The organism is Plantibacter sp. AC185 (genome assembly GCF_979258065.1).
In genome coordinates this window covers 4,037,291-4,061,846 of sequence record NZ_OZ409831.1, presented here as the reverse complement: position 1 = coordinate 4,061,846, position 24,556 = coordinate 4,037,291, and the positions used below count along the sequence as shown (strand labels likewise).

At 70.3% G+C, this 24,556-nt stretch carries 24 protein-coding genes; 9 read left to right on the top strand and 15 right to left on the bottom strand.

Features of this window, described 5'->3' with window-relative positions; genetic code table 11:
* Window positions 1–11: 11 nt before the first annotated feature.
* Both ACZZZB_RS18930 and ku read right to left on the bottom strand, forming a co-directional pair.
* Window positions 12–494: a VOC family protein gene (locus tag ACZZZB_RS18930; RefSeq protein WP_370582633.1), complete on the bottom strand. Its 483-nt coding sequence runs from the start codon at window positions 492–494 to the stop codon at window positions 12–14.
* A gap of 32 nt (window positions 495–526) precedes the next feature.
* On the bottom strand, window positions 527–1,507 hold the full coding sequence (ku, locus tag ACZZZB_RS18925; protein ID WP_463530482.1) for a non-homologous end joining protein Ku: 981 nt from the start codon (window positions 1,505–1,507) through the stop codon (window positions 527–529).
* Window positions 1,508–1,618: 111 nt separating this feature from the next.
* On the opposite strand from ku, the gene ACZZZB_RS18920 reads away from it, so the two are divergent.
* On the top strand, window positions 1,619–4,063 hold the full coding sequence (locus tag ACZZZB_RS18920; protein ID WP_463530481.1) for an ATP-dependent DNA ligase: 2,445 nt from the start codon (window positions 1,619–1,621) through the stop codon (window positions 4,061–4,063).
* Between the two features lie 27 nt (window positions 4,064–4,090).
* Here ACZZZB_RS18920 and ACZZZB_RS18915 read toward each other — a convergent pair whose 3' ends face one another.
* Window positions 4,091–4,825, bottom strand: coding sequence for a LuxR C-terminal-related transcriptional regulator (locus ACZZZB_RS18915; RefSeq protein WP_463530480.1), 735 nt, complete (start codon window positions 4,823–4,825; stop codon window positions 4,091–4,093).
* A gap of 104 nt (window positions 4,826–4,929) precedes the next feature.
* Here ACZZZB_RS18915 and ACZZZB_RS18910 point away from each other — a divergent pair, with 104 nt between their 5' ends.
* Window positions 4,930–6,144 carry a sensor histidine kinase gene (locus tag ACZZZB_RS18910; protein WP_463530479.1) on the top strand — a complete coding sequence of 405 codons (1,215 nt, stop codon included), beginning with the start codon at window positions 4,930–4,932 and terminating at the stop codon, window positions 6,142–6,144.
* A 6-nt stretch (window positions 6,145–6,150) separates the two neighbouring features.
* Here the strand turns inward: ACZZZB_RS18910 and ACZZZB_RS18905 are convergent, their stop codons facing one another.
* Window positions 6,151–7,200, bottom strand: coding sequence for an LLM class flavin-dependent oxidoreductase (locus ACZZZB_RS18905; RefSeq protein ID WP_079706043.1), 1,050 nt, complete (start codon window positions 7,198–7,200; stop codon window positions 6,151–6,153).
* Between the two features lie 197 nt (window positions 7,201–7,397).
* Here ACZZZB_RS18905 and ACZZZB_RS18900 point away from each other — a divergent pair, with 197 nt between their 5' ends.
* Window positions 7,398–7,859, top strand: coding sequence for a DUF3817 domain-containing protein (locus tag ACZZZB_RS18900; protein ID WP_079706044.1), 462 nt, complete (start codon window positions 7,398–7,400; stop codon window positions 7,857–7,859).
* A gap of 41 nt (window positions 7,860–7,900) precedes the next feature.
* On the opposite strand, the gene ACZZZB_RS18895 is transcribed toward ACZZZB_RS18900, so the two are convergent.
* The gene (locus ACZZZB_RS18895; protein ID WP_463530478.1) at window positions 7,901–8,674 is read right to left on the bottom strand and encodes an alpha/beta hydrolase; all 774 of its coding nucleotides are present in this window, start codon (window positions 8,672–8,674) and stop codon (window positions 7,901–7,903) included.
* A 160-nt stretch (window positions 8,675–8,834) separates the two neighbouring features.
* On the opposite strand from ACZZZB_RS18895, the gene ACZZZB_RS18890 reads away from it, so the two are divergent.
* Window positions 8,835–9,833, top strand: coding sequence for an NAD(+)/NADH kinase (locus ACZZZB_RS18890; RefSeq protein ID WP_236555474.1), 999 nt, complete (start codon window positions 8,835–8,837; stop codon window positions 9,831–9,833).
* Between the two features lie 43 nt (window positions 9,834–9,876).
* Here the strand turns inward: ACZZZB_RS18890 and ACZZZB_RS18885 are convergent, their stop codons facing one another.
* Window positions 9,877–10,716 carry a siderophore-interacting protein gene (locus ACZZZB_RS18885; RefSeq protein ID WP_124769423.1) on the bottom strand — a complete coding sequence of 280 codons (840 nt, stop codon included), beginning with the start codon at window positions 10,714–10,716 and terminating at the stop codon, window positions 9,877–9,879.
* 67 nt (window positions 10,717–10,783) lie between these two features.
* Between ACZZZB_RS18885 and ACZZZB_RS18880 the strand changes: the two genes are divergently transcribed.
* Window positions 10,784–11,182 (top strand): hypothetical protein, encoded by a 399-nt coding sequence (locus tag ACZZZB_RS18880; RefSeq protein ID WP_463530477.1) that lies wholly within the window; start codon window positions 10,784–10,786, stop codon window positions 11,180–11,182.
* Between the two features lie 67 nt (window positions 11,183–11,249).
* Here ACZZZB_RS18880 and ACZZZB_RS18875 read toward each other — a convergent pair whose 3' ends face one another.
* The 4 genes from ACZZZB_RS18875 to ACZZZB_RS18860 all read right to left on the bottom strand — a co-directional run bounded on the left by ACZZZB_RS18875 (window position 11,250) and on the right by ACZZZB_RS18860 (window position 14,794).
* Window positions 11,250–11,765, bottom strand: coding sequence for a CarD family transcriptional regulator (locus ACZZZB_RS18875; protein ID WP_064296128.1), 516 nt, complete (start codon window positions 11,763–11,765; stop codon window positions 11,250–11,252).
* Window positions 11,766–11,830: 65 nt separating this feature from the next.
* On the bottom strand, window positions 11,831–12,556 hold the full coding sequence (locus tag ACZZZB_RS18870) for a TetR/AcrR family transcriptional regulator (RefSeq protein ID WP_194644670.1): 726 nt from the start codon (window positions 12,554–12,556) through the stop codon (window positions 11,831–11,833).
* A 228-nt stretch (window positions 12,557–12,784) separates the two neighbouring features.
* Window positions 12,785–14,056, bottom strand: a complete 1,272-nt coding sequence (locus tag ACZZZB_RS18865) for an HNH endonuclease signature motif containing protein (protein WP_463530476.1) — start codon at window positions 14,054–14,056, stop codon at window positions 12,785–12,787.
* Window positions 14,057–14,371: 315 nt separating this feature from the next.
* Complete coding sequence (locus ACZZZB_RS18860; protein WP_463530475.1) at window positions 14,372–14,794, bottom strand: VOC family protein; 423 nt, start codon at window positions 14,792–14,794, stop codon at window positions 14,372–14,374.
* 139 nt (window positions 14,795–14,933) lie between these two features.
* Here ACZZZB_RS18860 and ACZZZB_RS18855 point away from each other — a divergent pair, with 139 nt between their 5' ends.
* The gene (locus ACZZZB_RS18855) at window positions 14,934–16,166 is read left to right on the top strand and encodes a glycosyltransferase (protein ID WP_192017882.1); all 1,233 of its coding nucleotides are present in this window, start codon (window positions 14,934–14,936) and stop codon (window positions 16,164–16,166) included.
* Window positions 16,163–16,930 carry a PIG-L deacetylase family protein gene (locus ACZZZB_RS18850; protein WP_192017881.1) on the top strand — a complete coding sequence of 256 codons (768 nt, stop codon included), beginning with the start codon at window positions 16,163–16,165 and terminating at the stop codon, window positions 16,928–16,930. The genes ACZZZB_RS18855 and ACZZZB_RS18850 overlap by 4 nt, the downstream gene beginning before the upstream one ends.
* Here ACZZZB_RS18850 and ACZZZB_RS18845 read toward each other — a convergent pair.
* Both ACZZZB_RS18845 and ACZZZB_RS18840 read right to left on the bottom strand, forming a co-directional pair.
* A complete protein-coding gene (locus tag ACZZZB_RS18845) occupies window positions 16,927–18,150 on the bottom strand; it encodes an MFS transporter (protein WP_192017880.1) in 1,224 nt (407 codons plus the stop codon). The genes ACZZZB_RS18850 and ACZZZB_RS18845 overlap by 4 nt on opposite strands.
* A gap of 21 nt (window positions 18,151–18,171) precedes the next feature.
* Window positions 18,172–19,215: an NAD(P)-dependent alcohol dehydrogenase gene (locus ACZZZB_RS18840; RefSeq protein ID WP_064296121.1), complete on the bottom strand. Its 1,044-nt coding sequence runs from the start codon at window positions 19,213–19,215 to the stop codon at window positions 18,172–18,174.
* 261 nt (window positions 19,216–19,476) lie between these two features.
* On the opposite strand from ACZZZB_RS18840, the gene ACZZZB_RS18835 reads away from it, so the two are divergent.
* Window positions 19,477–19,797 carry a hypothetical protein gene (locus ACZZZB_RS18835; RefSeq protein ID WP_064295440.1) on the top strand — a complete coding sequence of 107 codons (321 nt, stop codon included), beginning with the start codon at window positions 19,477–19,479 and terminating at the stop codon, window positions 19,795–19,797.
* A gap of 64 nt (window positions 19,798–19,861) precedes the next feature.
* Here the strand turns inward: ACZZZB_RS18835 and ligD are convergent, their stop codons facing one another.
* The 3 genes from ligD to ACZZZB_RS18820 all read right to left on the bottom strand — a co-directional run bounded on the left by ligD (window position 19,862) and on the right by ACZZZB_RS18820 (window position 23,545).
* Complete coding sequence (gene ligD / locus ACZZZB_RS18830) at window positions 19,862–20,887, bottom strand: non-homologous end-joining DNA ligase (protein WP_463530474.1); 1,026 nt, start codon at window positions 20,885–20,887, stop codon at window positions 19,862–19,864.
* Between the two features lie 70 nt (window positions 20,888–20,957).
* Window positions 20,958–22,439, bottom strand: coding sequence for an MFS transporter (locus ACZZZB_RS18825; RefSeq protein WP_463530473.1), 1,482 nt, complete (start codon window positions 22,437–22,439; stop codon window positions 20,958–20,960).
* Window positions 22,440–22,612: 173 nt separating this feature from the next.
* Entirely contained in the window at window positions 22,613–23,545 is a 933-nt protein-coding gene (locus tag ACZZZB_RS18820) for an alpha/beta fold hydrolase (RefSeq protein WP_463530472.1), read from the bottom strand.
* 116 nt (window positions 23,546–23,661) lie between these two features.
* Here ACZZZB_RS18820 and ACZZZB_RS18815 point away from each other — a divergent pair, with 116 nt between their 5' ends.
* On the top strand, window positions 23,662–24,498 hold the full coding sequence (locus ACZZZB_RS18815; RefSeq protein ID WP_192004832.1) for a DUF1206 domain-containing protein: 837 nt from the start codon (window positions 23,662–23,664) through the stop codon (window positions 24,496–24,498).
* Window positions 24,499–24,556: the final 58 nt, after the last annotated feature.

Genomic DNA, 24,556 nt, shown 5'->3' with positions numbered 1-24,556 from the left:
TGGAGGAGCCGCTACCGACCGTCCGCAGCGGCGACGAGTTCGGCGATGACGAACTTGGTCTGCCCCATCATGCATTGCATGGCTCGCGCCGCGCGTTCCCGGTCGGGGTCGTTCTGCAGTTCGGCGAGGATGCCGGGCACGATCTGCCAGGACAGTCCCCAGCGGTCCTTGAGCCAGCCGCATTGGCTCGGGGCACCGCCGTCGGCGATGAGGGCGTCCCAGAGCCGGTCGATCTCGTCCTGGGTGTCGGCTCTGACGGAGAAGGAGAACGCCTCGGTGAACGAGAAGATGGGCCCGGCGTTCATCGCGCTGACGGGCAGTCCTTCGAGCTCGAACTCGACGACCATCGCCTGGCCCGCCGGCATGGGTCCGCCCTCCGGGTAGCGGCTCACCGAGGTGATCCGGGAGTCGGGGAACAGTGACACGTAGAAGGTCGCCGCCTCCTCGGCTTGCGAGTCGTACCAGAGGAACGGGGTGATGCGGTGCTCCATCATGTCGTGCTCCCTCTCAGCCCGGGCGTCGTCGCTCAGGCGCTCTTCTTGCGTTTCGTCGCGGTCGACGGCTTCGACGCCGCGGTATTGGCGGTAGCGGTCTTCGCGCTACTCGTCTTGGCGGTGCCCGTCTTCGCGGTACCGGTCTTCGCCGAGCTGCTCGTCGCGGCGGGCTTGGCGGTGCCGGACCGTTTCGCTCCACTCGCCGTCTTCGCGCCGGTCGTGCCGCGCTGCCGTTCGATGCTGCGTTGCAGCACCTCCATGAGGTCGATCGGCTCGGCGCCCGTGTCGTCGTCGGGTTCGGGCTGCTCGCCGAAGGTGGCGGCGGTGTCGAGGGCGTCGCCCTGCTCGAGTTTCGCGTCGATGAGCTTCCGGAGTTGTGCCTGGTATTCGTCGACGAACGCGTCCGGGCGGAAGCGGGACGAGAAGGACTCGACGAGCGCCTCCGACATCTCGAGTTCCTTGGCGGAGATGCGGACGCGTTCCTCGAGGGCCGGGAACCGCACCTCGCGGACCTCGTCCTCCCAGAGCAGTGTCTGCAGGAGGATGACGTCCTCGCGCACCCGGAGGGCGCCGAGACGCGTCTTCTGGCGGAGGGCGAACCGCACGATGGCCGTGCGGTCGGTCTCCTCGAGCGTCCGCCGGAGGAGGACGTAGGCCTTCGACGAGGAGGAGTCCGGTTCGAGGAAGTAGCTGCGGTCGAACATGATCGGGTCGAGGTCGTCGCTCGGCACGAACTCGACGACCTCGATCTCTCGGCTGCGTTCCTCGGGGAGTGACGCCAGGTCGTCGGCGGTGAGGACCACCGTCTGCTCGCCGTCCTGGTACGCCTTGTCGATGTGGTCGTAGGTGACGACCTTGCCGCAGACCTCACACTTGCGCTGGTACCGGATGCGCCCACCGTCGGCGTCGTGGACCTGGTGCAACGAGAGGTCGTGGTCCTCCGTGGCGCTGTACACCTTCACCGGGACGTTCACCAGGCCGAATGTGACCGCACCCTTCCAGATCGCGCGCATGACCGCTCCCGTCCGCCGGCGGATCCGCCCGCGCTGTCGTGGTGACCAGTAGACACCCGGAACATCGTCAAGGGCTAGCCCTTGACGCCCGTGGGCGGCAGGCTGATCGCCATGGCGAGGACGAGCGGTGGCGGCGCGCAGACGCAGTGGGTCGACGTCGACGGACGCCGGATCCAGCTCACCCATCTCGACAAGGTGCTGTACCCCGAGACCGGCACGACGAAGGCCGAGGTGCTCGCCTACTACGCCGCGGTCGCCGAACACCTCCTCCCGCACCTGGCCGATCGGCCGGTGACCAGGAAACGCTGGGTGCACGGCGTCGGGACGGCTGCGTCGCCGGAGTCGGGGTTCTTCCAGAAGGACCTGGGTGCCTCGGCTCCCGACTGGGTCCAGCGGCTCCCCATCGAGCACAGCGATCACACGAACGAGTACCCGATCGTCGACGATCTCGCGACACTCACGTGGCTGGCGCAGCTGGGTGCGCTCGAGCTGCACGTGCCGCAGTGGCGGTTCGACCGATCCGGCGAGCGCCGTCCGCCCGACCGTCTCGTCCTCGACCTCGATCCGGGTGAGGGGGTGTCCCTCGCCGAGTGCGCGGGGGTCGCGGGCCTGGCGCGGGCGGTGTTGGTGGACATGGGGTTGGATCCGGTTCCGCTCACGAGTGGGAGCAAGGGGATCCACCTGTACGCGGCGTTGGACGGTCGGCAGAGTTCCGCGGAGGTGTCGCTCGTGGCGCATGAGCTCGCGCGGGCGCTGGCCGCGGACGAGCCGGGCCTCGTGGTGAGCGAGATGTCGAAGCAGCGACGCACGGGGAGGGTCTTCGTCGACTGGAGTCAGAACAACGGGTCGAAGACGACGATCGCGCCGTTCTCGTTGCGGGGTCGGTCGCGGCCGACGGTGGCGGCTCCCCGCCGGTGGGAGGAGCTCGACGATCCCAGGCTGGCGCAGCTGGAGTTCCCTACGGTGCTCGAGCGTCTGGCGGACGGTGAGGACCCGTTGCGGGTGCTCGGCGACCCGCGTCCGTCGATCACGATCCGCCCGTCGGAGCACGAGGACCGGCTCGTGGAGTACCGGCGGAAGCGGGATGCGGAGCGGACGCCCGAGCCCGTCCCGGACGGACCGCCGACGCCTGCCGCTGCCGGGGCACCGCCCTCGTTCGTGATCCAGCGACACGAGGCCCGGAAACTCCACCATGACTTCCGACTCGAGCACGACGGCGTGCTGGTGTCATGGGCCCTGCCGAAGGGGGTGCCGACGGATCCGAGCAGCAACCACCTGGCGGTGCGCACGGAGGACCACCCCATCGAGTACGGCAGTTTCGAGGGCACGATCCCCGCTGGCGAGTACGGGGCCGGTGAGGTGACCATCTGGGACGCGGGCACCTACGAGCTGGAGAAGTGGCGCGACGACGAGGTCATCGGGACCCTGCACGGCCGGGCGGGAGGCGCGCTCGGCGGGCCGATGCGGTTCGCACTCATCCGGACCGCGGGCGGGACGGGACGGGAGGCGCCGTCGTGGCTCATCCACCGGATGCGGGCCCCGGGTGACCCGCCGGCTCCACCGGTCGCACGGCCTCGTGGGATCCCCACCCCCATGCTCGCGAGTGTCGCGGTACCCGGCGAGCTGGTCGACGACGGTTCCTGGGCGTTCGAGATGAAGTGGGACGGCATCCGTGCGATCGCGAGCGTCGACGGCTCGACGGGGCGGGTGCGGTTGTCGAGCCGGAACGGCAAGGACCTCACGGCGGCGTACCCGGAGGTGGTCGAGGAGCTCGCGGCGTCGCTCGCCGGCCGTGCGGTCGTCCTCGACGGCGAGATCGTGGCGTCGGGTCCTGACGGCCGTCCCGACTTCTCGCTGCTGCAGCGTCGGATGCAGCTCACCGCGGAGCGGGACGTCGAACGGGAGCGCCGTCGGACGCCGGTCCGGCTGCTGCTGTTCGACCTGCTCGCGCTGGACGACACGGATCGGACGGAGCTGCCCTACCGGGAGCGTCGCGAACTGCTCGAGCGGACGATCCGATCCGGGACCGTCGTCCAGGTGCCACCGACGATCGACGGCTCGCTCGACGATGCGCTCGAGGTGAGTCGGGGGTTGCGTTTGGAGGGGGTGATGGCGAAGGAGCTCGACGGACGCTACCGCCCGGGTCGGCGCAGCAGCACCTGGGTCAAGTTCAAGCACGAACGCATGGAGGAGGTCGTCGTGGCCGGCTGGCGTCCCGGTCGGGGCGGGCGCTCGGGTGGGATCGGGTCGCTCCTACTCGGGGTGCCGGGCTCGGACGGGTTGCTGCACTACGCGGGACGGGTCGGAAGCGGCTTCAGCGATCGGGAGTTGGCGGCGACCGCGCTCCGCTTCGAACGGCTGGGCCGGGCATCGACGGCCCTCGTGGGTGTCCCGCCGGCCGACGCGGCCGACGCCAACTGGGTGGAACCCGTCCTCATCGGGGAGGTCCGCTTCAGCGAGTGGACACCGGACGGACGGTTCAGGCACCCGGTCTGGCGTGGGTGGCGCCCCGATCGGACGGTGGACGACCTCGAAGCGCCGGACCGCGGACGCTGAGCCCGCGCATCGACCGCGGACGTCCCGTCAGGACAAGCGGCCGGATTCGGCGAGGAGGGCGAGGACGGCCGAGACCCGTGGGTTGCTCGAGGTGTCGTGCTCGATCCCGAGTGCGGCGTAGATCGCCGTGAGGTGGTTCTGGACGGACTTCTCCGCGATCCCGAGCCTGGTCGCGATCCCCGTGTTCGAACGACCGGTCGCGAGCAGCTGCAGGACGGCGTACTGCCGGTCGGTGAGCGACTCGAGACTCGATCCCGCCCTGGGCCGGGTCCGGTCGATGAGTTCGGGATCGAGCATCGTCTCGCCACGTGCGGAGACCCGGATGGCCTCGAGGAGGACCTCGCGCGTGAGCGACGAGGTCTTCGACAGGTAGCTCCACCCGTCGCGGACGTCCGCCGGCATCTCGAGCAGCATGTCCATGAGGTCGTAGGCGGACAGCAGGACGACACCGAGGCCGGGTTGCGCACGGCGGAGGGAGACGCCGAGGCTCACCCCGTTGCCGTCGGGCAGCTCGATGTCCATGGTCAGCACGTCCACCGTTCCCGGGAGGAACAGCCTGCGGGCCTCGGCGACCGTACCGGCACGCCCGACGAACTCAACGCCTGGCGCCCCGTCGAGCAGCTCGGCGAGCATGCCGCCGAGCAGCGGCTGATCCTCGATCACCCCGACACGCAGCGGCCTGGTGGTCGCGGCGTCCGTCGTCGCGTCACCGACCGTGGACAGCGCGGCGGGCGAGGGGTCGGAGTGCGACTGGTGGTGCATGTTCCGAGTATCCCGGATCGACCGGGGAACGACCGAGGGGGAAGCTCCCGACCGGCCGCACGTCGATGTCGGCGGTGGCGCGCACGGCAGGTCAGAATGGAGCCATGACCCAGGAGGCCCGGACCCCTCGCGCTGAGCGCTGGAGCGACAGCCGGGCGTTCATCACGGCCAGCGGCGCCATGGCCGCGGTCTTCGGACTCGCCGTGTCGTTCCAGAGCGTCTACATCTACACCTGGGTCGCCCCGGGCGGGACACGTGGCATGCTCGCCGAACGGGTCACCGCCAACCTCGTCTCGTTGAGCGCGGCGATCCTCGTGCTCGCACTCCTGCTGTGGTCGAGGTGGGGGCCGTCGCTCCACGAGTGGTGGCGCCCGAAGGTGCTCGCGGGTGTCCTCCTCGTGGCGATGCTGACGGGGCTGCTGCGAAGCGGACTCCAGCTCCTGCTGGGCGTGTACCGCGATCCGAGCCTGCAGACGGTCCTCGTCGAAGCCGGGACGACGACGCTCGCCCTGGCGGTCTGCGCGACGTTCGGGTTCAGCCTCAGTGCGGCCCGGCGACGCGCCCGCGAGGAGGAGCGAGCGCACGCCGATCAGCGACACCGGGCCGACCTCGCCCTCCAGTCCCTGCAGGGTGAGGAGCTGCGGGTGAAGCGGGAGGTCGCGGAAGGCCTGCACGGCACCCTGCAGCAGCACCTCGTCCTCATCAGCGCCCAGCTCGCATCCGTCACCACGGCACTCGAGCAGGGCGGCCCGGACGTCGCGTCGGAGGCGGCCCGGACCCTGAGGTCGCTCGGCGAGGAACTCCGCACCGTGCGCGAGCGCGACGTGCGGGAACTCAGCCGGCTCCTGTCGCCGCCGCTGCTCGAGGTCGGGATCGCCCCGAGCATCCGGGCGATCCTGCAACGGCTCCCCCCGTCGATCACCACCAGTCTCGACGTCTCGCCGGACTTCCGGCTCCTCGACGACCCGATCGACAACGTCTTCACGACCGCGGAGCGCGCGGTCGTCGTCCGCACGCTCGAGGAAGGCGTGACGAACGCGCTGACCCACGGGGCAGCCGACCGACTCGTCGTGGACCTCCGGGTCTCGTCACCCGCCACCGAGCGGCGAGGGACGATGGCGGGCGCCGTCGAGCTGCGCGTCGTCGACAACGGCTCCGGTCTCCGCGACGACGCCGAACCGTCCGGCGGCCTGCTGCAGCTGGATCGACGGGCCGGCGCGTTCGGCGGGTCCCTCAGGGTCGGCCCGGCACCCGACGACGAGACCGGCGGCACCGTCCTGACGCTGACGATGCCCTACCGTGCGCCGGCCATCCGCTGAGCCGGATCAGGCGGTCGAGGTCTCGGCGAGCAGTTCACGGACGCGAGGGACGACCGCGGACCCGTACAGACCGATGCTGTCCATGAGGTGCTCGTGCGACAGCGAACCGTTGCTGATCTTCAGATCCACGCGGGACAGCCCCAAGCCGTCGACCGCGGTCGCGACCTTCCGTGCGACCGTCTCGGGCGAACCGACGAACAGCGCACCCTCCGGGCCGGCCTCCTGCTCGAAGTGCCCGCGCGTCATCGGGCTCCAGCCCCGCTCGCGGCCGATCCGGTCCATCATCGCCCGGTAGTGCGGCCAGAGCTGCTCCTGCGCGAGCTCGTCGGTCTCGGCGATGTGGGCGGGCGAGTGCATGCCGACGGGCTGGGTCGGCAGCTGGAACTGCGCGAGTGCGCGGTGGTAGAGGTCGACGAAGGGGGCGAACCGCAGCGGCCCACCACCGATCACGGCCAGCATCATCGGCAGGCCGTACCGGGCGGTCCGCACGACCGACTCGGGGCTGCCGCCGACACCGACCCACGTCTTCAGCTTCCCGTGCTCCACCCGGGGGTAGACCGACTGCTCCCGGAGCGGCGCGCGCGTCTTGCCCGACCAGGTGACCGGTTCCTGCTCGAGGAGTGCGACGAACAGCTCGAGCTTCTCCTCGAAGAGCTCCTCGTACTGCGACAGCTCGTACCCGAAGAGCGGGAACGACTCGGTGAAGGATCCGCGGCCCAGGATGGCCTCGGCCCGCCCTCCGGAGATGCCGTCGAGCGTCGCGAACCGCTGGTAGACCCGAACCGGGTCGTCGGAGCTCAGCACCGTGACCGCGGAACCGAGATGGATGCGCTCGGTGCGGGCCGCGATCGCCGCCAGCACGACCTCGGGTGACGAGACCGCGAAGTCCTCGCGGTGGTGCTCCCCCACGCCGATGAAGTCGAGGCCGACCGCCTCAGCGTGGACGCCCTGCTCCACGACGTTGCGCAGGACCTGCGCCTGGGACAGTGGCGCGCCGTCGGCGTCGACCGTGACGTCACCGAAGGTGTCGATGCCGAACTCGAGGGGTGTGGTCATGGGGTTCTCCAACGTCGTGTGGCTCGCCGCGAGCTGTCACGGCGATTGTATGTGTTTGCATACATATCGGTGAACCCCGTCACTGCGACGGGTATTCCCGATCCACCCAGGGTGGCAGAACCGGACGCCGGCTGGGAGCGCCTTCTCAGCCGTCCCTGGCAAGCTGGAAGACCCGCACCCCGAGCCTTGGAGCCCCTGTGTCGCCGCGCCGCCTCTTCCGCCTGATCGCGATCGCCGAGGCGATCACCTGGACCCTGCTCATCATCGGGATGATCCTCAAGTACGTCACGAAGACGACCGACCTCGGCGTGAGCATCGGTGGCGCGCTGCACGGCTTCGTGTTCCTCGTGTACGGCGCGACGGTCCTGCTCATCGGGATCAACCAGCGCTGGCCCATCGGCACGATCCTCGTGGGCCTCGTGAGCGCCGTCGTCCCGTACGCGACCATCCCCTTCGACCTCTGGGCGGACCGCACCGGCCGACTCGACGGGGCGTGGCGCCGCGAGGCGGGCGCCGACCCGCGCGACCAGCGCGTGCTCGACCGCCTGACGCGCTGGCTCGTCCGACACCCGATCCTGCTCGTGGTCGTCGGCGGCCTCGTGGTCGTCGCCGTCTTCACGGCCCTGCTCGTCGTCGGGCCGCCGGTCCCGAAGGGCTGATCGTCAGGGTCTCTGCGGACCGCCGGGGCCAACCTCTACGCTCAGCCGAGCAGCTCGACCAGATCCCGCGTGATCTCGGAGCGGGCCTCATCGGTGGAGATCGTCGCCGTACCGTCGCCGGGCTGCACCCCGTAGTCACCGAAGCTCGCGTGGTTCGCCCCCTCGATCTCGATCATCGTCGCGTCAGCGGGCAACCGGACGCGCGCGTCGGCGACCTTCTCCGGGGTACTCAGTCCGTCGTCGCTCCCCGCGAGGCTCAGCACCTCGAGGGAGGAGCCGGAGAGGTCGTTCGCGCAGTAACTCCCGAACAGGACGAGACCCGTCACTGCGGGATCCTCCGCGAGCTGGCAGGCTCGCACCCCACCGAGTGAGTGGCCACCGACGAACCAGGTGTCGACGTCCGGGGCGGCGGCGGTGAACGTCTCCAGCGGCCGTTGGTCGAAGAACGCCAGGTTGAGCGTCGGCTTCGTGATGACCACGGTCACGCCGGCCTCCTCGACGACGCCGGACAGCTTGTACAGGTAGGCGTACGGGTCGACCTTCGCCCCGGGGATGAAGACGAGACCGGTACCGGAGGCAGGACGCTCGGCGTCCGCGGTCGGGGCGAGGACCACGGCGTCGCCGACGTCGGTGACGGAGACCGCGGGGTCCTCCCACACCGCGAGTGCGGCGGGACGGGTGCCCTGCATGACGATCTGGGTCCAGACGACGAACCCGAGGACGACGACGAGCACCGCACAGAGGATTCCGATGAGGATCGGCTTCAGCCGCCCCGCCCGCCGTAGTCGGCCAGGGTTCTCGGTCACATCGCTCATGTCGTTCCTCCACGCTCGGCGCCCCGCGAGGATCACGGCGGACCGGCTCCCTCCAGTATCCCAAACCCGGCCCGGCGCGCGTCGGTCGCGAGCCACGCTGCTGCCCGCTGGCTGCCCGAGTCCCGGTCGTGCTGTCAGGCGATCGGCCTATGCTCGACGGGTGACCACCACTCGCACGAAGCACCCCACCGGGCCGTCGATGACGATCGGCCTCATCACGCACCCGACGAAGAACATCGACGACTCCGTCCGCATCCTCCGCTCATGGCAGCTCGAACACGGCGCGCGCCTCGTCGGACTCCGCGCCGAGGCCAACCGGCTCGGCGACGACGTCGAACTGCTCGACGAGGACGCCTTCGCGTCGTCGGTCGACGTCGCCGTGGCGATGGGCGGCGACGGCACGATGCTCGGGGCGATGCGGCTGCTCGCTGGCCGGTCCGCACCGGTGCTCGGCGTCAACTACGGCAACGTCGGCTTCCTCGTGGAGGTCGAACCGGCCGCACTCGCGGAGGCGCTCCAACGGGTCAGCGACAACGAGTTCTCCCTCGAACCGCACCACGGCCTCGAGGTGACGATCACCACCGGCGAGCAGGTCGCCCATCTCCTCGCCTTCAACGACGTCTCCATCGCCCGGCGCCCGGGAACCGGCGTGGTCATGGCCGACCTCGCCGTGGACGGCACCGCCTACGGGTACTTCAAAGCCGATGCGATCGTGATCGCCACCCCGACCGGATCGACCGCCTACAACTACGCGGCCGGCGGACCGGTGCTCTCCCCCGCCGTCGCCGCCACCGTCGTGACGCCGGTCGCCCCGATGTCGGGCATCGACCGCTCCTTCATCCTCGGGCCGGCGGAGCGCCTGCAGTTCTCGATCGGGACGGCGACCAAGCAGGCCGCCGTCGAGATCGACGGCCAGGTCCTCGCCGATGTTGCAAGCGGCGCGGTCGTGACCGTCCGGCTCGTGCGCGACGCAGCCAACGTCGTCCGTCTCGACCCGAGCCGGCACTCGCGCAAGGGCCGGATGAAACTCAGCCTGCTCGACCTCCCGTTGCGGCGCGATCAGCTGCTCGACCTCGTTCCACCGGACATCCGCGCGCGCGTCGAGCGTCCGTCGCGGGTCCGCCGGACGCGGAGCAAGCCGGCCGACCCCTCGCACTGAGTCCCGCGCCCGCCCGCAGCGCGGCGCCGGGGCGGGGCGGGCGTCACGACGTCGGCAGGACGACCCCGATCGGTTCGCGCTTCTCCGCCTGGAAGCGGTCCTCCGTGCGTCCGTAAGCCCAGTACCCGGACAGAGAGAGCTGGGAGCGGTCGAGCCCTCGTTGAGTGAGGAACACCTCGCGCAACGCCTTCATCGACTCCCGCTCGCCATGGGCGAAGACCTGCACGCGTCCGTCGGGCCACGGGTGTCCGCTGATGGCGGTCGCGAGGAGCGCGGCCGTCGATTCATCGCGGGCCGCACGGCCGACCCAGATCAGCTGCACCCCGGCCGGGTGGTCGAGGTCGACGAGGTCGTCCCGGCCACCGATCTCGAGGAACGCGAGCCCTTTCGCGTCCGCCGGGAGCGCCTCGAGGGCGGCGGCGATCGCGGGGATCGCCGACTCGTCGCCCGCGAAGAGGTGCCAGTCGGCGGTCGGGTCGGGTCGGTAGGCACCGCCGGGTCCGGCGAGCACGACGCGGTCTCCCGGCTGCGCGGCAGCGGCCCATGGGCCGGCGATCCCCTCATCGCCGTGCACCACGAAGTCGATGTCCATGGTGCCCGCCGCCTGGTCCACGCGTCGCACGGTGTAGGTGCGGGTGACCGGGAGGTCGGCGGGTGCCAGCGTCTCGCGGAGCGCCGCGAGGTCGTACGGCGGCTCGAGGCCGAGTTCGGGCTTGGCGAAGGAGATCTTCACGTAGCTGTCGGTGGCGTCCTTGGGCTGGAAGTCGGCGAAGCCGGGACCGCCGAGGGTGAGGCGCACGAGGTGCGGTGTGACCCAGGAACTGCGGACCACCTCGAGGATGATCTGTGGACGTGGGGCTCGAGGTCGCGGTGTCGTCGTCATGATTGTCTCCATTCTGCCGCCCATCGGACGGTCTCGGCATCCCCGATCCCGCTGTCATACTTGAGGGATGGCTACGACCGCAGGCTGGTACCCGCACCCCGACGACCCGACGAAGGAACTCCACTTCGACGGCGAGACCTGGGGCGACTCGAGGGTGCTGCGGTTCCAGCGGGACAAGCCCTCGCAGGCCGACGCCGCGGGCTGGTACCCGCACCCGACCGACGAGGAACGCCAGGTCCACTTCGACGGACGAGCGTGGACGGACACTCGGGTGTTGCAGCTCAGCGGCGGCGCTTCCGGTGATGGTGGGCAGGCGCCGGTCTACGTGTCGCCCGCAGAACTGCCGGCACCGGAACGCGAGAGCCGCGTCTGGACGATCACCAAGGCCGCCCTGTCGTTCGGGCCCATCGTCGCCATCGCGGTCGTCGGCGTGCTGGCGATCGTGAGCGGCAACACCGGGGGCTGAAGGCACCCTCCACAACGACGAAGAGCGCCCCGCCGAACCGGCGGGGCGCTCTTCGTATTCACGGGTCCTACTTGGCTGCGACGGCCTCGGGGGTCGCGATCGACGAGGCGAGCACCTCGTCGAGGCCCGCGGACGCCTCTTCGTCGGTCATCGACTGCGCGAGCGCGAGTTCGGAGACGAGCACCTGGCGCGCCTTCTGGAGCATGCGCTTCTCGCCGGCCGACACGCCGCTGTCCTGGTCGCGACGCCACAGGTCGCGGACGACCTCGCCGACGCGGTGGACGTTACCACTGGCCATCTTCTCCTGGTTGGCCTTGTACCGACGCGACCAGTTGCCGGGCTCCTCGACGAACGGCTCGCGGAGCACGCCGTAGACGGCCTGGACGCCGTCGTGGTCGATGACGTCGCGCACACCGACGAGGTCGGCGTTCGCGATCGGCAGCTTGATGGTGAGCTCGGACGTGTGCACGCGAAGCGTCATGACGTCCTGCTCGACACCCTTGATCGTCACCTTCGACAACTCGGTGATGGTGACCGCTCCGTGGTGCGGGTAGACCAGGGTCTCTCCAACGATGAACTGCATGGTTCCTCTTCTCTTCTCAGGTCGTCACCGGTACTCGCGCACCGGCGTCGTCGTGCTCCGGCGGTTCAGCGGCCGGATGGTTCGGGGATCGGTGGTGGCGGTGACGCGCCGACGGGTCGTTCGTCGAGCAGCCAGGCGGGCAGCAGGGCGACCAGGGCTTCGACCAGTTCGTCGTCCGAGACGTCGATGCGTCCGCGGCGCCAGCCGTCGACGAGGGAGAGCGTGCCACCGGCGACATAGGCGGAGACCAGGCCCGCCGGGATGCCGGCCGGGACCTCGGTGCGCTCGAGCAGCGATCCGATGAGGTGGTCGGCGTGCTCGCCGACGAGGTCGTCGAACGCGCTGCGGGCGACGGGGAGCTCGAGCACGCTCGAATAGAGCGGTGCGTCTTCGAGGAGCTGGGCGACGAGCCGTCGGTAGGCTTCGCGGGCGCGCTCGGCGCTACCCAGCGACTCCCCCGCGGGACGCACCGAGACACCGGACGCGGCAAGGCCGGCGAACTGCACGCGCAGGTAAGCCGCGGTGAGGTCGTCGAGGCTGGAGAAGTGGGCGTAGAACGAGCTGCGGCTGATGCCGGCGACCCGGACGATGTCGCCGACGGACACGCGTTCCGGCCGGCCGGCGAGAATGGTGGCGACGGCGTCGAAGATCGTCTGCCTGGTGCGCTCGGCACGTGGGTCGCCCGTCACTCGGAGGACGGGAGCGAAGCGCTCGACGCGCGACGGCGGAGCGGGACGTTCAGTGGTGGACTGCTCGACACCGAGGGCGGGAACTCCTGATGTGCGAGGCATTCCCACCAGTGTACCACGACTTCTCGGACAGCTGTCCGAGACAGGTGTCGGCTCGGGGACCGAAGCGGTGCGGACAGACGCCTCCCGGTCACTGAGCTTGTCGAAGTGCCCACGAGGAACCCTTCGACAGGCTCAGGGACCGAAACGTTCACGGTGAACTTCTTCCGGTCACTGAGCTTGTCGAAGTGCCCACGAGAACCCTTCGACAGGCTCAGAGGCCGGAAACGGTCAGAACGGTGCGGGATCCGGTTCGGTCCGATACTGCTTCCCGTCGGGTGTCGTCCATTCGAGTACCCCGCCGGGCCCGTGGTCGAGGTTCCACCCGGGGAGGTGCTTCATCCGGTGGTGATGTCGGCAGAGGCAGGCGAGGTTGCCGACATCTGTTGTGCCGCCGTCGTCCCACGCGACCGAATGGTCGAGGTCGCAGGCCCGGGCGCGCCTCCCGCAACCGGGTGCCCGACAGGTGCCGTCCCGAAGCCGCACTGCCCGTTGGAGGTCGGCGGGAACCCGGTACTGATTCCGCCCAACCGACAAGACCGCACCCGTCTCTGGCTGGACGAGGATCCGGGTGAAGCTGGGCGCGTTCACCGCGAGCCGGGCGGCGGTCTCGGGATCGATCGGGCCGTAGCCGTCCAGCATGGCCGGTGCGTCGCTGACGCCGGCCATGCTCAGCGCCGGGACGGTGATCTGCACGGTCGGCTTGATGTGCTCCTGGACCTCGATGGGGTGCGGGAGCACCGGGCTCGACGCCACGTCTTCCGGCGTGAAACCGGTGAGCGCGAGTGCTGCCAGGGCGTCTGCCTGCAGCTGCGCGCAGGTGCGAGTGTCACCCGCAGCGCGCGACTCCGCTGCCGCCGCCTCGATCCGCTCGATGATGCCCTGCGCGATGGGTGCCGTGGTGAAGAGATGCACCCAGGCCATGCCGTCGGCGGCGGGCTCGAACTCGACGCGGCGGTCGGCCTCAGAGCGGGTTGCGCGCGCGGTGATCGATTCGGGGTGCAGGCGCTCCCGGAGCACGCGGGCGCTCGTGCGGAGGCCAGCGACAGTGGTGCGCTCGGCGACGACGAGAACCTGTTCGAGGAACACCGCCCGCCCAGCAGCAGGGATGTCGCTGAGCTGGTCGGTGATCACCTGCGCATGCCGCACCGAGATACGGCCTGCCTCCAGCGACTCGAGCACGGCCGGCGCTTCGTTGACGAGACGTTCGGCGTCGTTCGTCGCACGCTGGATCGTCCGTTCCGGTATTCGGGTCGCCATCGCGAGTGCTGCACAGGTCGACCGACGGGAGAGGGCCTGGCGTTCGGCCGGCGGGAAGATCGCCGGGACCATGGCATCCGCGAACGCGTCCGCGTAGGCGGCGGAGCGGGCCAGGAGACGCGCCTTGCGTGCGTCGAGGACGGCCTGTTGCCGGTGGATCTCCGCCCACTCGTCCGAGAACTCCGCCAGCTGCGCGGCGTATTCGTCGCCGACGCGGGTCGCGGTGAGGGTGGTCTCGGTCATGGAACAAGTCCAGCATGGACCACTGACATTCCAGATGCTGAGTCGTGACGGTTGGGGAAGTTCCTCGTGCGCCCTTCGACAAGCTCAGGGACCGAAAGAGAGATACGGGCTTCGCGGGGTCTCTGGCGCGCCCTTCGACAGGCTCAGGGACCGGAGAGGGGGCTCGGCGAACGGAGTGAATGCGAGTGCACCTCTCCCGGTCACTGAGCCTGTCGAAGTGCCTACGCGAGCCCTTCGACAAGCTCAGGGACCGGGAGAAGATCACCGGAACGGGAGGTCCCTCGCCGGGCTTGTTCAGGTGGAAGTGTTCCCCGGCTACGCGGCTGCCGGGGCGGCGATGTTCACCAGCCAGGTGATCCCGAAGCGGTCCTGCACCATGCCGAAGGAGTCGCCCCAGGGGGCCACGCTCAGCGGCTGCTGGACGGTGCCGCCATCCGAGAGCCGCTCGAAGTACTCGCGCAGTTGGGTCTCGTCGGTGTCCGACCCGCTCAGCGACATCGAGAAGTTGCTGCCCTCGCGGTCGTCCATGTGCTTCGGCGTGTCCGATCCCATGAAGACGACCCCGGCATCGCCGGTCAGCTGGGAGTGCATCACCAGATCGACCTCGTCCGGCTCGACCGCGGCGCCGAAGTCGCCGAACGTCGACACCGTCAGTTCGCCACCGAAGACCCCCTGATAGAACTCCATCGCTTCACGGGCTGTCCCGCGGAAGCCGAGGTACGGGTTGAGCGTCGTCATGATCGTCCCTTTCGCCTGGGCGGGCGCATCGTCGCGCTCGTCTCGCGATCATTCTCACGCTCCGGCGTCGCATGCGCGAGCACGTTCTGGTGTCTCCGTCACGAGGGGCCGGGACGCCCACGGCTACTAGGCTCGTCTGGTGCCCTCGCAACCCCAGCCCCTCCGCATCGCGATGATCTCGCTCCACACCAGTCCCGGTGACGAGCCGGGTTCCGGTGACGCCGGCGGGATGAACGTCGTGGTCCGTCATCAGGCCGTCGCGATGGGCGCAGCGGGCCACGAGGTCGACGTCATCACCCGGCGTTCTTCGGCCGACCAGCCGTCCGCCGCATCCCTCGCCCCCGGCGTGACCCTGCGCTTCCTCGACGCCGGTCCCGCCGAGCCGGTCGCGAAGGGTCGGCATGAGGAGTTCGTCGAGGACTTCCGCTCCGAACTCGCCCGACTGCCGCGATACGACGTCCTGCACGCCCACCACTGGTTCTCCGGCATGGCCGCACTCCCCCTCGCGCGGGAGCTGGGGATCCCGCACGTGCAGAGCTTCCACAGCATCGCCGCCGAGTCCACCACGCCGCTCTCGCACGGCGAGCGCGCCGAGTCCCCCGGGCGCCTGGCCGGCGAGGCACGGCTCGCCGCGGAGTCGGACGCGGTCGTCGCGATCAGTGCAGCCGAGGCCGACACCGCGATCACCCGGCTCGGAGCCCGCGCCGATCGGGTGTCGATCGTGCCACCCGGGGTCGACGGGACGCTGTTCCATCCGCTCGACGGCACCCGGTCCGGTCGTCCGACCGCGGTGGTCGCCGGTCGCCTCCACCCGCTGAAGGGCTTCGACCTCGCCATCGAGACCATCGCAGCGGTCGCGCCCGAGCTCCGCCCCGAACTCGTCATCGCCGGTGACGTCTCGGTCGACTACGACCGCTACGCCGAGGAACTCGCCGCGCTCGCCCACGACCTCGGTGTCGCCGACGACGTCCGCTTCGTCGGGCCGCAGTCGCGCGTCGGGCTCGCCACGCTGTTCCGCGAGAGCACGCTCGTGCTCGTCCCCTCCCACTCGGAGACGTACGGTCTCGTCGCGCTGGAAGCCGCGGCGAGCGGTGTGCCCACCGTCGTGGCCGCCTCGGGCGGCTTGCGGGAGGCCGTCGTCGACGGTGAGACGGGCATCGTCATCGACTCCCGCGACCCGCAGGTCTGGGGTGCTGCGGTCGCGTCCATCCTCGGCGACCCGGGGCGGCTCGCGCAGCTCGGCTCGGCAGCGCGACGTCGGGCGGAGCGGTTCGACTGGCAGCGCTCGGGAGACGCCCTCGTCGACGTCTACCGTCCCTTGCTCGACACCACTCCGGCCGTCGTCACCGCTCCGGCGACCTCGGCCTCGTGAACCGCGGACTCCTCCCGCTCGTCGACAGCGGGCGCACCGTCCTGTTCGCACACGCTCACCCCGACGACGAGACGCTCGCCTCGGGTGCCCTCATCGCCGAGCTCGTGGACCACGGTGCTCGCGTCGTCCTCGTGACGGCCACGCGAGGCGAGCGCGGCGAGGTCGTCGACGGCCCGCTCCGGTCTCTCGCCGGCACCGCTGCACTCGCGTCCCACCGTGAGTCGGAGCTCGCCGCCGCCTGCCGGACGCTCGGCGTAGCCGAGCAGTTCTGGTTGGGCACGAGTCCGGCGGCCCGGCCGGGGACGTCGACGCGATACGTTGACTCGGGCATGCGGTGGGTGCGCGAGGGACTCGCCGGCCCCGCTGACGACGTCTCCCCCGGCGCGTTCTCACTCGCGCCGCTCGACGACGTCGCCGACGACCTCGTCGCGCTCATCGGACACGTCTCGCCGGACCTGGTCATCAGCTACGACCACGGTGGCGGGTACGGGCACCCGGACCATCTCCGGATGCACGAGGCCGCGATCATCGCGGCACGGAGGAGCGGGGTGCCGTTCGCGGAACTCGTGCACCACCGCACCGACCTCGAGCCGGTGGGCGACGACGCCGTGTGGTTCCCACTCGAGCACCGCCTCCCGGTCGTCGCCGCGGCACTCGCGGAACACGCCAGCCAGCTGACGGTCGACGGCGAGCAACTCGTCCACTCCGGTGGTCAGCGCGAGGACATCACCACCTCGGTGGGCCTGCGACTCCGGTCCCGCTAAGCGGTCGCTGACTGGTTCCGGTGCTCCCGTGGCATGCGGGCCGCGAGCACGGGGACGAGCAGCATGAGCACGACCGCGGAACCGAAGGCCGCGGGGAACGAGAAGGCGTCGAGCAGTGCGCCGGCGACCAGCGGGCCGACGATGGCGCCGAGGTCGGACGTCGCCTGGAACACCGCGACGGCCCGGCCTCCCCGACCACCCGCGGCGTCTCCGACGGCAGCCGCCGGAGCGGTCCCGAGGAAGGCCGCCGCGACACCGTAGACGCACAGGGCGACGACCAGCAGCCAGAGCTCGCCGACGAACGGCATGGCGAGCAGCGCCGCCGCCGCGACCGGGAACGCGACGAGCATCGCGGGTCGCCGTCCGACGGTGTCGACGAAGCGGCCGGCGGGACCGAGCGCGAGCGTCTGCGCGACAGCGGCGATCGCGAAGGCGATCCCGGTCCAGGCGGCCTCCTCATGGAGCGCCTCCACGACGAGGACCGGCACGAGTGCGCCACGGACGCCCATCGACGCCCACCCGTTCGCGAAGTTCGCGAGGAGCGCCGCCTGGTACCGGCGATCGGCGAGGACGGTGCGGAAGGGCTCGGCCTGCGTGGCGGTCTCGATTGGCGCGGCGATCCGACTGCCGCGCAGCATCACGAGTCCGAGGAGGCCGGCGACCGCGAGGGTCCCGGCGTAGAAGAAGAAGGGTGCCGTGAGCGAGATGGTCGCGAGCAGGCCACCGACGGCCGGCCCGGCCATACCGCCGACGAGGAACCCGCCCTGGTAGAACCCGACCGCCCGTCCACGACGGTGCGGTGGGGTGGTGCGCAGCAGCAGCGTCATCGCGGCGACGGAGAACATCGCCGACCCGATCCCTCCGACCCCGCGGAGCAGGAGCAGCTGCGGATAGTCCGCCGCGAGCCCGACGAGCGCGCTCGACACCGCGACGATCCCGATGCCGGTGGCCAACACCACCCGCTCACCGATCCGGTCGACGAGCGCACCCACGAACGGGTTCGCGATGAGCCGCATGAGCGCGAAGACCGAAACGACCGCCCCGACCTCGAGGTAACCGACGCCGAAACTGCGCACGTACACGGGCAGGACCGGGATCACGACACCGAACCCGAGCATCACGAAGAACGCGACACCGCCGAGGACGAGGACCTCGCGGCCAAGAGGCTCACGAGGAACGGCTCCCGCTCCGCCTGGACGACGGAACGGGAGCCGGATCATGCTCTCAGGGTATCGGTGCGATCAGCCGATCGTCGCCGTGTCGATGACGAAGCGGTAGCGGACGTCGCTGCGGACCACGCGGTCGTAGGCGCCCTCGACCTCGTCGGCACCGATGAGCTCGATCTGCGAGCCGATGCCGTGCTCGGCGCAGAAGTCGAGCATCTCCTGCGTCTCGCGGATGCCGCCGATGTTCGAGCCCGCGAGCGAGCGGCGGCCACCGACGAGCGAGAACACCCGGAACTGCTGCGTGTTCTCGGGCAGTCCGACGAAGACCATCGAGCCGTTGAGCTTGAGGGTCGACAGGTAGGCGTCGATGTCGAGGTCGGCGGAGACCGTGTTGATGATGAGGTCGAAGCGTCCGCGGAGCGACTTCAGGGTGCCCTCTTCACCGGTCGCGTAGTAGTGGTCGGCCCCGAAGCGCTTGCCGTCCTCCTCCTTCGAGGTCGTCTGGCTGAGCACGGTCACCTCTGCACCGAGGGCGTGGGCGATCTTGACGCCCATGTGACCGAGGCCACCCATCCCGACGATGGCGACCTGCTTGCCGGGACCGGCGCCCCAGTGCTTCAACGGCGAGTAGGTGGTGATGCCGGCGCACAGCAGGGGTGCCGCGACGTCGAGCTCGATGCCCTCGGGGATGCTCAGCACATAGTTCTCGTCGGCGACGATCTGCTTGCTGTAGCCGCCGTACGTGGGCTCGCCGTCGTACTCACGGCCGTTGTAGGTGGCGACGTTGCCCTTCAGGCAGAACTGCTCCTCGCCGGCGAGGCAGTTCTCGCACTCGCGGCAGGAGTCGACGAAGCAGCCGATGCCGACGCGGTCGCCGACCTGGTGCTTGGTGACCGCGTCGCCGACCTCGGTGACGATGCCGGCGATCTCATGGCCGGGGACCATCGGGAAGATGGCCTTGCCCCATTCCTCGCGGGCCTGGTGGATGTCGCTGTGGCAGATGCCGGCGTAGTGGACGTCGATGACGACGTCGTTGGCGCGCGGCGCACGGCGCTCGATGGTGCCGACCTCGAAAGGCGCGTCGGCGGTGGGCTTGATGATGGCGGCGACGGTGGTCATAGGACTCCTCGGGCTGGGGGTGTTGGGGGTGCCGTGGGGCGGGATGCACGCGCCGGACAGCACGTTCGACGCTAGCAGCCCACTCCACCGGACGAACCCCCAAGGGACGATCACCCGAGCTGTGCTACGAGCGGCGCGGAGGTGTGAATCCCTGCAGAGTTGCTTGGCAGTTCCCGCAGAGGATCGGCCTCAGGGTGGCATCCTGCCGCGAACCCGAGCAAGGTGGGGAACTCGTATTCGCGAACGGAACGGAGAACACACATGCTCACCCTGACCGAGAACGCCGGCCGAGTCGTCAAGACCCTCGCCGAGAACGCACCACTCACCCCGGGACTGGTCGTCCCGGACGACGCGTCGTCGCTCACGCACGGCGCCGGACTGCGCATCAGCAGCAGCTCCGACGACAACAACTTCGAAGTCACCATGACGGCGACACCGCACGAGGCCGACCAGGTCATCGAGAGCGCCGGAGCGACCGTCTTCCTCGAGGAGTCCGCAGCCGTCGCCCTGAGCGACGCGGTCCTCGACGCGCAGATCGACGAGCAGGGCGGCGTCCGCTTCGCCCTCGGCAAGGCCGAATAGCGCCCTGATTCAGCAGAACGCCCGGTGATCCACGATCACCGGGCGTTCGTGCGTCCGGGTGGGCTCAGTCCTCGGAGTGTCTGGCGCGACTCGGCTGCACCCGCGGCGGCTCGCCCGGCATCTTCGGGAAGTCGGGAGGGAACGGGAGCTCCCCCAGTCCCTGCTCGAGGTCCCGCTCCCACCACTGCAGGAGGACGTCGATGCGCCCGGCGGTGTCGTGCATGCCGGCCCACGGGTCTCCGGTCGTCCGGAGTCGCTCCGGGACGGTCCGCACGGTGAAGGCGCCCGGATCGATCTCGGGGAGTTCGTCCCAGGTCACGGGGCACGAGACGGTCGCCGAGGCCAGCGCACGCGGGCTGTAGGCGCCGGCCATCGTCCGGTCGCGGTTCGCCTGGTTGTAGTCGACGAAGATGCGTTCACCGCGCTCCTCCTTCCACCACGAGGTCGTGACGCGGTCGGGATCCCGTCGCTCCAGTTCCCGAGCCGCCGCGATCACGGCGTGCCTGACGTCGAGGAACTCGCGCTCCGGCACGATGGGCGCGAACACGTGGACACCTCGGTTGCCGGAGGTCTTCACGAACGCCGTCAGTCCGACCTCCGTCAGCAGCTCCCGCAGTGAGCCCGCAACGCGCACGGCGTCGGCGAAGTCGGTTCCCGGCTGCGGGTCGAGGTCGATCCGCAGTTCGTCGGGGTGGTCGGTGTCCGATGCCCGTGACGGCCACGGGTGGAACACGACCGTGTTCATCTGCGCAGCCCAGACGACCGCAGCCGCCTCGTCGAGGACGAGTTGCGGATGCCGCCGGCCACTCGGATACACGACGTCGACCGCCCGGACGTACTCGGGTGCTCCTTTCGGCGGGTTCTTCGAGAAGAACCACTCACCGTCCACACCGCCCGGGAACCGCTGGAGGGACACCGGCCGGTCGCCGTTGGCGGCGAGGAAGGCCGGCGCGACCTCGATGAGGTATTCCGCGAGCTCCCGCTTCGTGACACCGGACTCCTCCCAGAGCACGCGGTCGGGACTGGAGAGACGCACCTCGCGGTCGCCGTGCGGTCCGGGGACGGTGAGGACAATCGCGGTGCTGGCCATGTCGGACACCGTACGCCGACGGCACCCTGCTGTCAGGAGGCTTGCGCTCGACGAGGCAGGGCCGTCCCGCTCAGCCCAGGTGGACGGCCTGCTGGTCGCCCGAGGGCAGGAGGTCCTCCTTGCGACCGCGGATGCAGACGATGGCGATGACGCTCGCGATCACGAGGCCGACCGCAGCCGCGATGAACGCCGCCGAGTAGCCCTGGGTGAACGCCACGAGCTGCGACGCCTGATCGGTGACCGTCGCCTGGTCGGTGACACTCGCGTAGACCGTGGTGAAGACCGACAGGCCGATCGACCCACCGATCTGCATGGAGGCGTTCGCCGTGGCGGAGGCCGCACCGGCGTCGTGCGGCGCGACGCCCGTCAGCGCGAGGTTCTGCATCGGGACGAAGATCATCGCCATGCCGATCCCGAGCACGAGGAGCGCAGGCAGCACCTGGACGAAGTAGTCGCCGTCCGCCGTGATGCGGCTGAGGTACACGAGGGCGGCCGCCGCGATGAGCGGACCGACGATGAGCAGCGGGCGCGGGCCGATGGCCGGCAGGAGCTTCGTGGCGATCGGGGCGACGATCATGATCGCGACGGTCATCGGGAGGGTCGCGATGCCGGCCTCGAGCGGCGGGAAGCCGAGCACGATCTGCAGGTGGAACGTCAGGTAGAGCAGGGCCCCGATCATGACGCTGCCGACGATCATCTGCATGAGGAAGGCACCGCCGCGGACCCGGTCCGCCACGATGCGCAGCGGGAGCAGGGGCTGCGCGACGCGCATCTCGATGAAGACGAAGAGGGAGAGGAGTCCCGCACCGAGCGCGAGGAACCCGATGGTGTCGGCGCTCCCCCAGCCGCCCTCGGCCAGCGTGAAGCCGTAGACGAGGGAACCGAGGCCCAGGATGACCGTGATCGCGCCGAGCCAGTCGTAGCGGTTGTCGCCCTCGGCCTTGCTCTCGGTCACGAGGATGAGGCCGGCGATGAGTCCGACGATCACGAACGGTACGTTGACGAGGAGACACCAGCGCCAGTCGACGAACTCGGTGAGCACGCCGCCGAGGATCAGGCCGACGGCCGCTCCCGCACCGGCGACGGTGCCGAAGACGGCGAAGGCCGTGTTGCGGTCGCGTCCGTGGGAGAAGGTGACGGTGAGGAGCGCGAGTGCGGCAGGTGCCATGAGCGCTGCGAACACGCCCTGCAGACCGCGGGCGACGATGAGCTCGGTCCCGCTCTGGGCGAACCCACCGAAGGCCGATGCGGCGCCGAAGCCGACCATGCCGACCAGGTAGGTGCGCTTCCGGCCCCAGTAGTCGGCGATGCGGCCACCGAGCAGCAGCAGGGCGCCGAACGCGAGCGCGTAGGCCGTGACGACCCACTGACGCTGCGTGTCGGACAGCTCGAGCTCCTGCTGGGCTGCCGGAAGGGCGATGTTCACGATCGTGCCGTCGAGGACGACGATGAGCTGCGTCATCGCGAGGACGACGAGGACCCACCAGCGGCGGGCCGGGGAACCGGACGGTGCTGTGGTGGGATGCGATGCGGTGGCTGCGGATGCAGACAAGGAGGACCTCCGTGCGAGGGGTGGGGGTGCTGGGGGTTTCCAGCCCCAGATCGATGCTCGGCACACGGCGCGAGTGCAGCACGGTGCGGACGATCAACCACCCCAACCACGAAGTCGGGCAGAGGACCAGGATAGCGGATGCCGACGTCGCTGCTCCCATGAGGCCACGCGGATCACTCGGAGGTGACGAGCTCCAGGACGGCCTCCGGGTGTTCCACCGCCGCGAAGTGCCCGGTCGCCGGCAGTGTGCGCAGTCGGACGTCCGGGACCAGGGCCGCGAGGACGGCTGCATCGTCGGGCCCGATGAAGACGTCGCGGTCGCCCATCATGCAGCGGACGGGACACCGCACGCCGCGCCAGACGTGCAGGTCGTAGGCGGCGGCCGCTCGGGCAGCCAGGAGGAACGACGCCGGCCGGACGTCGGCTGCGAGCGCGTCGACGACCGACCGGTCGAGGTCCCGGCGTCGTCCGAACAGGGGGGACATGAGCGGTGCGAGCAGGCCGATCCGGTTCAGCGCGCGGACGAGCCCCGGCCCGCGTTCGCCGAGCGCCTGCAGCACGCGCATGCCGAGGAGCATGCCCGCGAACCACGGGAGCCGGACGCCGCCACCGACCGGCTGGCGGATCGCCTCGACGACGCCGATCCCCGTCGGTGAGACGAGGTCGACCCGGATCGTCGCCTCGGGTTCGCGGACGGCGAGGTCGAGCGCGACGAAGCCGCCGAGCGAATGCCCGACCACGCGCCAGGACCGGTAGCCGAGGGAGCGGGCGACGGTCGCGACGGCTGCGGAGAGGTCTCCGACCGTCACCGGGTCGGCGGTGGGAAGCGCCGATTCACCCCACCCCGGGAGGTCCACGGCGATGACGTCGTCGACGACCGCGCCCCGCTCGTCGTCGGCACGGAGGAGTGGTGACCACGTGGTCCAGGAACCGGCGGCGCCGTGCAGCAGGATCGTGGCCGGTCCGCCCGCTTCACGACCCGCCCGGACGGTGACCGGTCCGATGTCGGTGTCCACCGTGACGCGTCCCAGGCCGAGCGCGGTCGCATCGGCGGTGATCACGGAGGGGTCGTCCGGCGGGGCAGGACGCGAGGAGTTCACGGGCATGCGTGTCATTCGGAAACGAGGTACCGCTCGGATCGGTGCTCGATCGACGACGCCGGTCCCCCGGTGCGGCGCGCAACCCCCCTTCCGGTCGGGAACCCGGCCGCTACCGTGGTCTGATGCCTGAGAACGCACGCGCCGCCGCAGACCAAGCCGCTGGAACCGCACAGAACAGCACGACCCTCCGCACCCTCGCCCGCACCGGCCACGCCGTCAACGGATTGCTCCACGTCCTCATCGGCGGGATCGCGATCTCCATCGCCCTGTCCGGCGCGAGCGGTGGATCCGGCGGCGGCGGTGACGCGGACCAGTCGGGTGCGCTCAAGACCCTTGCAGGCACGCCCGGCGGGATCGTCATCATCTGGGTCGTCGCCGTCGGACTGTTCGCCCTCGGTCTCTGGACGGCGATCTCCGCCTTCCTCGTGCGCGAATCCGACACCCGCAAGCGGTGGAGCAAGCGGATCTCGACCGCCGGACGCGCGATCGCCTACCTCGCCGTCGGATCGACCGCGCTGACCTTCGCCCTCGGCGGCAGCCAGGACTCCTCGCAGTCCAGCCAGGGCCTCACGGCGACCCTCCTGTCCTCCCCCGGTGGGGTGTTCGTCGTCATCGTCGTCGGCCTCGTGGTCATCGGCATCGGCGGCTTCTTCGTCTTCAAGGGCGTCACGCGGAAGTTCCTCGAGGACGTGCACCCGCCCACCGGCACGACGAAGCGTGCCGTCGTCGTCCTCGGGGTCGTCGGATGGGTCGCGAAGGGCGTCGCGCTCGTCACGGTCGGGATCCTCTTCATCGTCGCCGCTGCGACCCAGGACCCCGAGAAGGCCTCCGGCATGGACGGCGCCATCTCGGCATTGGCCGCGCTCCCGTTCGGCGTCGTCATCCTGCTCGTGGTCGGCGTCGGGCTCATCGCCTACGGACTCTTCTGCGGTGCCCGGGCGCGCTGGGGCAGCCTCTAGGACGGTGAGGCGGACGCCTCGGGCGACGACGCGGACGGGTCGGCTCCAGACCATGTCC

What these genes read in the sequence shown, in the direction of transcription:
- ACZZZB_RS18930 (WP_370582633.1), bottom strand. Translation starts at nt 494, where the DNA reads ATGATGGAGCACCGCATCACCCCGTTCCTCTGGTACGACTCGCAAGCC.
- ku (WP_463530482.1), bottom strand. Translation starts at nt 1,507, where the DNA reads ATGCGCGCGATCTGGAAGGGTGCGGTCACATTCGGCCTGGTGAACGTC.
- ACZZZB_RS18920 (WP_463530481.1), top strand. Translation starts at nt 1,619, where the DNA reads ATGGCGAGGACGAGCGGTGGCGGCGCGCAGACGCAGTGGGTCGACGTC.
- ACZZZB_RS18915 (WP_463530480.1), bottom strand. Translation starts at nt 4,825, where the DNA reads ATGCACCACCAGTCGCACTCCGACCCCTCGCCCGCCGCGCTGTCCACG.
- ACZZZB_RS18910 (WP_463530479.1), top strand. Translation starts at nt 4,930, where the DNA reads ATGACCCAGGAGGCCCGGACCCCTCGCGCTGAGCGCTGGAGCGACAGC.
- ACZZZB_RS18905 (WP_079706043.1), bottom strand. Translation starts at nt 7,200, where the DNA reads ATGACCACACCCCTCGAGTTCGGCATCGACACCTTCGGTGACGTCACG.
- ACZZZB_RS18895 (WP_463530478.1), bottom strand. Translation starts at nt 8,674, where the DNA reads ATGAGCGATGTGACCGAGAACCCTGGCCGACTACGGCGGGCGGGGCGG.
- ACZZZB_RS18885 (WP_124769423.1), bottom strand. Translation starts at nt 10,716, where the DNA reads ATGACGACGACACCGCGACCTCGAGCCCCACGTCCACAGATCATCCTC.
- ACZZZB_RS18880 (WP_463530477.1), top strand. Translation starts at nt 10,784, where the DNA reads ATGGCTACGACCGCAGGCTGGTACCCGCACCCCGACGACCCGACGAAG.
- ACZZZB_RS18875 (WP_064296128.1), bottom strand. Translation starts at nt 11,765, where the DNA reads ATGCAGTTCATCGTTGGAGAGACCCTGGTCTACCCGCACCACGGAGCG.
- ACZZZB_RS18870 (WP_194644670.1), bottom strand. Translation starts at nt 12,556, where the DNA reads ATGCCTCGCACATCAGGAGTTCCCGCCCTCGGTGTCGAGCAGTCCACC.
- ACZZZB_RS18865 (WP_463530476.1), bottom strand. Translation starts at nt 14,056, where the DNA reads ATGACCGAGACCACCCTCACCGCGACCCGCGTCGGCGACGAATACGCC.
- ACZZZB_RS18860 (WP_463530475.1), bottom strand. Translation starts at nt 14,794, where the DNA reads ATGACGACGCTCAACCCGTACCTCGGCTTCCGCGGGACAGCCCGTGAA.
- ACZZZB_RS18845 (WP_192017880.1), bottom strand. Translation starts at nt 18,150, where the DNA reads ATGATCCGGCTCCCGTTCCGTCGTCCAGGCGGAGCGGGAGCCGTTCCT.
- ACZZZB_RS18840 (WP_064296121.1), bottom strand. Translation starts at nt 19,215, where the DNA reads ATGACCACCGTCGCCGCCATCATCAAGCCCACCGCCGACGCGCCTTTC.
- ACZZZB_RS18835 (WP_064295440.1), top strand. Translation starts at nt 19,477, where the DNA reads ATGCTCACCCTGACCGAGAACGCCGGCCGAGTCGTCAAGACCCTCGCC.
- ligD (WP_463530474.1), bottom strand. Translation starts at nt 20,887, where the DNA reads ATGGCCAGCACCGCGATTGTCCTCACCGTCCCCGGACCGCACGGCGAC.
- ACZZZB_RS18820 (WP_463530472.1), bottom strand. Translation starts at nt 23,545, where the DNA reads ATGCCCGTGAACTCCTCGCGTCCTGCCCCGCCGGACGACCCCTCCGTG.
- ACZZZB_RS18815 (WP_192004832.1), top strand. Translation starts at nt 23,662, where the DNA reads ATGCCTGAGAACGCACGCGCCGCCGCAGACCAAGCCGCTGGAACCGCA.